Annotated in this window: 6 protein-coding genes; 2 read left to right on the forward strand and 4 right to left on the reverse strand. The window is 44.6% G+C overall.

Translation table 11 applies throughout. The features are described from left to right. From WMO25_RS13770 to WMO25_RS13780, 3 genes are all read right to left on the reverse strand, one after another. A partial coding sequence (locus WMO25_RS13770) for an ABC transporter substrate-binding protein (RefSeq protein WP_349085775.1) occupies nucleotides 1-669 on the reverse strand: 669 nt, incomplete at its 3' end. A 147-nt stretch (nucleotides 670-816) separates the two neighbouring features. After that, nucleotides 817-2,550: an adenine deaminase gene (ade, locus tag WMO25_RS13775; RefSeq protein ID WP_349085776.1), complete on the reverse strand. Its 1,734-nt coding sequence runs from the start codon at nucleotides 2,548-2,550 to the stop codon at nucleotides 817-819. Nucleotides 2,551-2,622: 72 nt separating this feature from the next. Continuing rightward, the gene (locus WMO25_RS13780; protein WP_349085779.1) at nucleotides 2,623-3,852 is read right to left on the reverse strand and encodes a 6-phosphofructokinase; all 1,230 of its coding nucleotides are present in this window, start codon (nucleotides 3,850-3,852) and stop codon (nucleotides 2,623-2,625) included. Nucleotides 3,853-4,094: 242 nt separating this feature from the next. Here WMO25_RS13780 and pyrB point away from each other — a divergent pair, with 242 nt between their 5' ends. Then, on the forward strand, nucleotides 4,095-5,018 hold the full coding sequence (pyrB, locus tag WMO25_RS13785) for an aspartate carbamoyltransferase (RefSeq protein ID WP_015515069.1): 924 nt from the start codon (nucleotides 4,095-4,097) through the stop codon (nucleotides 5,016-5,018). Between the two features lie 4 nt (nucleotides 5,019-5,022). Beyond that, complete coding sequence (locus WMO25_RS13790; protein ID WP_349085777.1) at nucleotides 5,023-5,448, forward strand: aspartate carbamoyltransferase regulatory subunit; 426 nt, start codon at nucleotides 5,023-5,025, stop codon at nucleotides 5,446-5,448. Nucleotides 5,449-5,580: 132 nt separating this feature from the next. On the opposite strand, the gene WMO25_RS13795 is transcribed toward WMO25_RS13790, so the two are convergent. Further along, a partial coding sequence (locus WMO25_RS13795) for a hypothetical protein (RefSeq protein ID WP_349085778.1) occupies nucleotides 5,581-5,866 on the reverse strand: 286 nt, incomplete at its 5' end.

Consider the following 5,866-nt stretch of genomic DNA (forward strand, 5'->3'; position numbering starts at 1 on the left):
TGTATAACCAAGTTTCTCAAGATATCCCTTGATTGTATCAACCTGGAACTTAGAGTTAGCTTCTGCTGAGCAATATAACAGACCAATCTTCTTGGCATCAGGGAATAACTCATGAAGCATATCAGCCTGACCATCTAACGGTGCAAGGTCTGCTGTACCGGAAATATTGCCGCCGACTGTACCGTCAAAGTTATCAATATCAAGGGCTACACCGTAATCTGTAACAGATGTACCGAGGATCGGGATAGTGTCTGTTCCGGCTGCTGCGGCCTGAAGAGCTGCTGTTGCATTCGCCAAAATTAAATCATCATTGTTTGAAACAAAGCCATTGATAATCGTTGCACATGTTGCCGAATCACCCTGAGCATTCTGTTCATCAAATTTCACATTGTCACCAAATACCTCTGTCAATGCATCTTCAAAACCTTTTGTTGCTGCATCCAGTGCATCATGCTGAATCAACTGGCAGATACCGATGTTATACACCTTGCCGTCTGTTGAAACTTCACTGGCCGCCTCAGAACCGCTCTCTGCTGTGGATTCTGCTGCTGTTTCAGAAGCGCCTGTCTCAGGTGCCTTTGTCTCTGTGGATGAGCTGCCGCATGCAGCCAGGCTGCCTGCCATAACTAAAGATAATGCTACTGCCAGCACTTTCTTCATCTTTTTCATAATGATATACCTCCTCAAATTGTACACATTGTCCGTATTATTGAATTATTTCGATCAAATTTATACAGACTTCATGCATACATTATAGTACTTTAAAGTTCAAAAATCAACCCCATTAATGCTTTAAAGTGAAAAATTCAAGAGATATCAGATATATTGCTGTCTTGCAACATCAATAATCCCCCGGGTTGTGAGCCGCAGTTTCGGAATCACCGGCAATGACATAAAAGACAGGGTCATAAACGGATCAATACCTTCCGATACCCCAAGCACAGCCGCCTGTTTCTTGGCATTCTCAAGGGCATCATTCACTTCCGTCAGCGATTTGTCGCTCATAAGGCCGGCAATTTTCAGAACAACTTCTCCCAGAATCTGACCATTCTTCACGACAGCGATCCCGCCGTTATTCTCAATAATCCGGTTAGCGGCAGCAGCCATATCCGCATCGTTGCTGCCTACAACAATAATATTATGGGAATCATGTGAAATCGATGTGGCCACAGCGCCTTCTTTCAGTCCATAGCCTTTCAGATAACCAATGCCGATATGGCCGGTATGACGATGCCGCTCAATGACAGCAATTTTCAGGATATTCTTCGATATGTCAACCGCCGACGCATAGCCGGCATCTGTTGTCACAATTTCTCCCGGCACCATGCCGATGACGCCCCTCGGCCGATGGTCCTCAAAACTATCCGACGTTAATCTGTCAAGATTAAATGTATGGTGTGCTTTATCCGAAAGCCATGCATCCACCTCCGGAACCGGAACATCTTCAAGCTGTCCGTCATGATACCACACATGTCCCTTGATTACTGTCATCTCCACATGCAGATCCTGCAGATTGTCAAACACAGCAAAATCCGCCTGATATCCCGGCACAATCGCACCTCGGCCCGCCAGATGAAAATATCTGGCCGGATGATGGGTAGCCGCCTTAATAGCAATGATCGGATCCACTTTATATTTTTGGACTGCCTCACGGATAATGGCATCCATATGTCCCACATGCAGCAGATCATTCGGATGCTTGTCATCTGTACAGAACATACAATGCTCATAGTACTGCGACACCAGAAGTCCGGCAAGAGCTCTCAGATTTCTTGCTGCCGTTCCCTCACGGATCATGATATACTGCCCTCTGCTGAGTTTTTCCAGGGCTTCCTCCATGGATGAACATTCGTGATCCGAATAAACTCCGGAGGCCACATAAGCATTCAGTTCCCTGCCTGAAAGTCCCGGCGCATGACCATCGATCCTGCAATGATACTTGTGTGCAGCTGCGATTTTTTGAAGGACTTCTGTATCCCCCTGGATCACACCTGTATAGTTCATCATCTCCGCCAGTCCCTGAACTCTGTCATAATCATAAAAAGGATCGATAGCCTGATAATCCAGTCTTGCCCCGGATTCATCAAGGGGTGTTGCCGGAACACAGGACGGCAGCATAAACCGCACTTCAACCGGCAGGCCCTCCGTCGCCTGGATCATATAGTCAATACCGTCTGTTCCCAGAACATTGGCAATTTCATGTGGATCCGTGATCACCGTTGCAGTGCCATGAGGCAAAACAGCCTTGACAAACTCTGACGGAGCCACCAGACTGCTTTCCAGATGGATATGCGCATCAATCAACCCCGGTGCCACAATTTTGCCCTGCATATCAAGTTCCTCTACACCATCATAATGCCCAATTCCTGCAATGACACCGTTTTTGACTGCAATATCCCCCTGTGAAAGTTCATTGGTGAACACATTGACATAAACAGCATTTTTCAAGACAAGATCTGCTCTCTCCCGGCCCATAGCCACATTCATCAACTGCTGTTTAGCAGCTGCTTTTCTGTTGATCACACTGGTATAACTTTCCCTTGATGACATCCAAACACCCCCTGCAATTGATTGATCATGTATCGTGAATCGACACCAAAATCTTCCCTGACCAAAAATGTTTTAAAGCGCTTCTCCCAAAAACAGATAGTGCGGCATACTGTCTTGCTCCGGCACAGCAACGCTTCCGTGAATCAGCGGTCTCAGGTAACGCACCATCTCCTCTGTCACATCATTGCCCGCTTCATTGATCCACGCTGTCGGGATCTTCTTCTCTGCATTGGCAATCTGCTGCACATCTGCCCCATCATAAATAACCTGATACGGTTCATCAGAAATTCTGCAGACAATGGACATCTCACCGCTTTTGCCTTCCAGTGCCAGAGCAACCCCTTTTAACCCCAGCTGCCAACTCTCCTCGATATCTGTGGCCGACGCCATGTGGGCAGCACATCTCTGCAGCACATTAATCTCTACTGAGCGGACTTTGCATCCGAATTTCTCTGCTACCAGTCCCTCAAGACATTTGCCGGTACCGCTTAATGTGGCATGACCAAAAGCATCCACTGCAGCTGTTTCTGCACTGATGTAATGCCCCTCAACATCCCGAAGTCCCTCTGAAACAGCAATAACGATATGCTCTCGCTGCTTAAACTGCGCTTTGATATCTTCTATAAACTGTTCCTTTGAAAAAGGATGCTCCGGCAGGTAGATCAGATGCGGTGCCCGGCTGTAACTGTTTCTTGCCAGCACACTGGCTGCCGTCAGCCATCCTGCATCTCTTCCCATAATCTCCGCAATGAGAACACTTTTTGTATTATAAATATAGGTATCATGGGCCATTTCAAGAACAGATGCTGCCACATAACGTGCGGCAGAACCAAATCCCGGCGTATGGTCAGTCACCACCAGATCATTATCAATGGTCTTCGGAATGCCGATAACTTTCACATCCATCTGGTGTTCCTTCACATACCGGCTCATCTTGCCTACCGTATCCATAGAATCATTACCGCCTATATAGAAGAAATAATGAATATGATATTTGCGGAAAATATTGATAATAATGTCATATTCACTTGAATCCTGATCGACATCTTTCAATTTTCTTCGGCAGGAACCAAGATACATGGCCGGTGTCAGTTTCAGCACATTCAGATTCTCTTCATTATGATCAAAAATATCAGTAAGATTCACAAGTCGTTCATCCATCAGCCCCTCGACACCATTTAATGCGCCATAAAGAACATCAATTTCATGACTCTCAAGACAGCCTTTGATTACACCTGCAAGACTGGCATTAATAGCCGTTGTCGGACCACCGGATTGGGCAACGATTGCATTTTTCATCATCTTCACTTTCTGTTCCTCCAAATAAATAGAATTTTTCTGTTTAAATCACAATAAATAACATGTTAATTTTTCTGTATCATAACATTTATCACCTGACCTTGTCAATTTTCTGACACCTCCCCCTAATTATTCTACAAAATCTGGTAAATTTTATGTAGATTTAATTTGACTTCCTGCTATAAACAGGTATAATAGGTATGATAACTAAATTTAATTTTTAACATATATTGAGGAGGGACTTTATGCCACGTCATTTATTAAACCCAATGGACTTTTCTGTGGAAGAATTGGATCAGTTAATGGACTTAGCCGCTGATATTGAACACAATCCTGCCAAATATGCCCATGCCTGTGAAGGAAAGACTCTTGCTACTTGTTTCTATGAACCAAGTACACGTACACGACTGAGCTTTGAAGGTGCCATGTATCACTTGGGCGGTCATGTTCTGGGATTTTCTTCCGCTGCTTCCAGCTCTGCTGCAAAGGGTGAAAGTGTTTCTGATACAATCCGTATGATCGGCTGCTACGCAGATATCTGTGCAATGCGTCATCCAAAAGAAGGTGCTCCAATGGTTGCATCCATGAAAGCCAAGATTCCTGTGATCAATGCCGGTGATGGCGGTCATCAGCATCCGACGCAGACAATGACAGACCTTCTGACGATTCGTTCCTTAAAAGGTCATCTGAATAATCTGACAATTGGTCTCTGCGGTGACCTGAAGTTTGGTCGTACAGTTCATTCCTTAATCGAAGCCTTATCCCGCTATGAAGGCATTCGTTTTCTCCTCATTTCCCCTCCAGAACTGCGTGTACCTGAATACATCCTTGAGATGCTGAAGCAGAAGAATATTCCGTATACAGAAGTTCAGAGTCTTGATGATGCCATTAGCGAACTGGATATTCTCTACATGACACGTGTTCAGCGTGAACGCTTCTTCAATGAAGATGATTATATCCGTATGAAAGACTGCTATATCCTTGATAAAGCCAAAATGGCCCTTGCTAAGGAAGACATGCTGGTTCTTCATCCACTGCCTCGTGTCAATGAGATTTCTGTTGAAGTGGATGACGATCCGAGAGCAGCTTACTTCAAACAGGCTCAGTACGGTATGTACATCCGTATGGCACTCATCCTGACATTACTTGAAATCAAAGTGGAGGTATAATTATATGTTAAATATCAGTGGATTAGACAACGGTATCGTTTTAGACCATATTCCTGCCGGTATGAGCATGGAAATCTACAAGTATCTGAATCTCGGCAAACTGGACAGCCAGGTTGCGATTATCAAGAATGCCAGCAGCAAAAAGATGGGCAAGAAAGATATCATCAAGATTGCAGGCGGCCTTGACAGTATCGATCTCGATGTCATCGGTTTCCTGAATCACAAAATTACCGTGAACATCATCACCAACGGCAAGATTTCCGAGAAGAAGACACTTCATCTGCCAAAGAAACTGACAAATGTTATTCACTGCAAGAACCCAAGATGTATTACATCCATCGAACAGGAACTGCCGAATGTTTTCCTTCTGACAGATCCAGAAACAGCCACTTACAGATGTCAGTACTGTGAAGAAAAATATACAAAATAATCTCACATAAACATAAAAGGACACACTGTATCGATTCATCATCGTTTTGGACAGTGTGTCCTTTATCTTTCTGCTTATCCGATCTTTGTATCATCCGGTCACTCTCTCTATCAGCATTCCCGTATACGCATCTTATGTTTGCGCTGTATCTAATTCATCTTTTCTAAACAGCAAACCCTCTCGATACACAATTCTGCCCTGAGCCATCAGATCGATATAGCGTGTCCAAGCACTGTGGGCAATAATCACCATGCTTAACCCTTCCCGCTGATTAATATGCAGTGTTTTCATATATTTCGCCAGCACTTCCTCTCTGGTCATCGGTCTCGTCAGAACTTCCAGCGCTATTCTGGACAACTGGTGTTCTTTGGCAATATTGTCTGTGACAATTTTGTCCATGAGGGCTTTCTTCTCAACG

This window comes from Coprococcus intestinihominis, from assembly GCF_040096555.1.
GTDB classification, from domain to species: Bacteria; Bacillota; Clostridia; order Lachnospirales; family Lachnospiraceae; genus Coprococcus_A; species Coprococcus_A intestinihominis.

Bases quoted from the DNA above. Each gene is read 5' to 3' on its own strand.
- ade (WP_349085776.1), bottom strand. From the start codon at position 2,550: ATGTCATCAAGGGAAAGTTATACCAGTGTGATCAACAGAAAAGCAGCT.
- WMO25_RS13780 (WP_349085779.1), bottom strand. From the start codon at position 3,852: ATGATGAAAAATGCAATCGTTGCCCAATCCGGTGGTCCGACAACGGCT.
- WMO25_RS13790 (WP_349085777.1), top strand. From the start codon at position 5,023: ATGTTAAATATCAGTGGATTAGACAACGGTATCGTTTTAGACCATATT.
- pyrB (WP_015515069.1), top strand. From the start codon at position 4,095: ATGCCACGTCATTTATTAAACCCAATGGACTTTTCTGTGGAAGAATTG.